This window comes from Colwellia ponticola, assembly GCF_005885605.1.
GTDB lineage: Bacteria > Pseudomonadota > Gammaproteobacteria > Enterobacterales > Alteromonadaceae > Colwellia > Colwellia ponticola.
Map to the genome: position 1 here is coordinate 1 of NZ_SZVP01000135.1, position 444 is coordinate 444.

At 33.6% G+C, this 444-nt stretch carries 1 pseudogene; it reads left to right on the top strand.

From position 1 onward, the window contains the following. Positions 1-403 (top strand): annotated as a pseudogene (locus FCS21_RS17815) (hypothetical protein); the annotation flags it as partial. Positions 404-444: the final 41 nt, after the last annotated feature.

Consider the following 444-nt stretch of genomic DNA (forward strand, 5'->3'; position numbering starts at 1 on the left):
TGTCGATGGAATGCACATTCGATTGCTATTGATTACGTTCTTTCTGCAATTTTTCCCTGAATTGATAAAAGAAGGACATTTGTATATTTTGCAAACACCACTTTTCAGGGTTCGAAATAAGAAAGAAACAATCTATTGCTATTCTGACGAGGAACGAAAAGCGGCAATCGAAAAATTAAAACCGAAACCAGAAATCACCCGATTTAAGGGATTGGGAGAAATTTCTCCGGATGAGTTCAAGAATTTTATTGGAGAAACCATTCGTCTTGATCCTATTATGATGGACAAAAATACTTCGATTGAACAATTGCTTTCTTTTTATATGGGAAAAAATACTCCGGACAGACAGGAATTTATCATCAAGAATTTGAAGGTGGAATTAGATGTAATTGAGAAAGTTTAAAAAAACAGATTAAAGTTGATAGGAGGAATCCATATACAATT